Genomic DNA, 412 nt, shown 5'->3' on the forward strand with positions numbered 1-412 from the left:
GAGGGGCGTGGTCTCGGTGGAGCTGGCGGGGACGGGTGATCCCCCGCTGCGCACGACCTACGAGCCGGTCCGTGTGTCGGTGACCGAGGGCGAGGAGGTGACGGCGGGCGAGGTGATCGGCACGGTGGAAGCCAGGGGCTCCCACTGCACGGCCCCCTGCGTGCACTGGGGCCTCCTGCGAGCCGGCACCTACCTGAACCCGCTCACCCTGCTGCCCCCCTGGCTCCTGCGCGCAGGCCCGTCGAGACTGCTTCCGGTCCTGGGCGTCCCGGCACCGCCCTGAGCCACCTGCGGCCCCGCGCCGATGTTCCTGCCGGACCGGTCCGCCAGGGGCGAGGCGGGCTCCGATGGACGAGCGGTCCGCCGCGCCCTCGGCACGGCCACCGCGCCCCGGCGTTCCGGAGCCGGACCA

General features: G+C 76.0%; 1 pseudogene. It reads left to right on the forward strand.

Annotated elements, in window-relative coordinates:
• A pseudogene (locus tag B9S61_RS12325) lies at positions 1 to 283 on the forward strand (peptidoglycan DD-metalloendopeptidase family protein); the annotation flags it as partial.
• Positions 284 to 412 lie beyond the last annotated feature (129 nt).

The organism is Streptomyces sp. SM1 (assembly GCF_002910825.1).
GTDB lineage: Bacteria > Actinomycetota > Actinomycetes > Streptomycetales > Streptomycetaceae > Streptomyces > Streptomyces okerensis.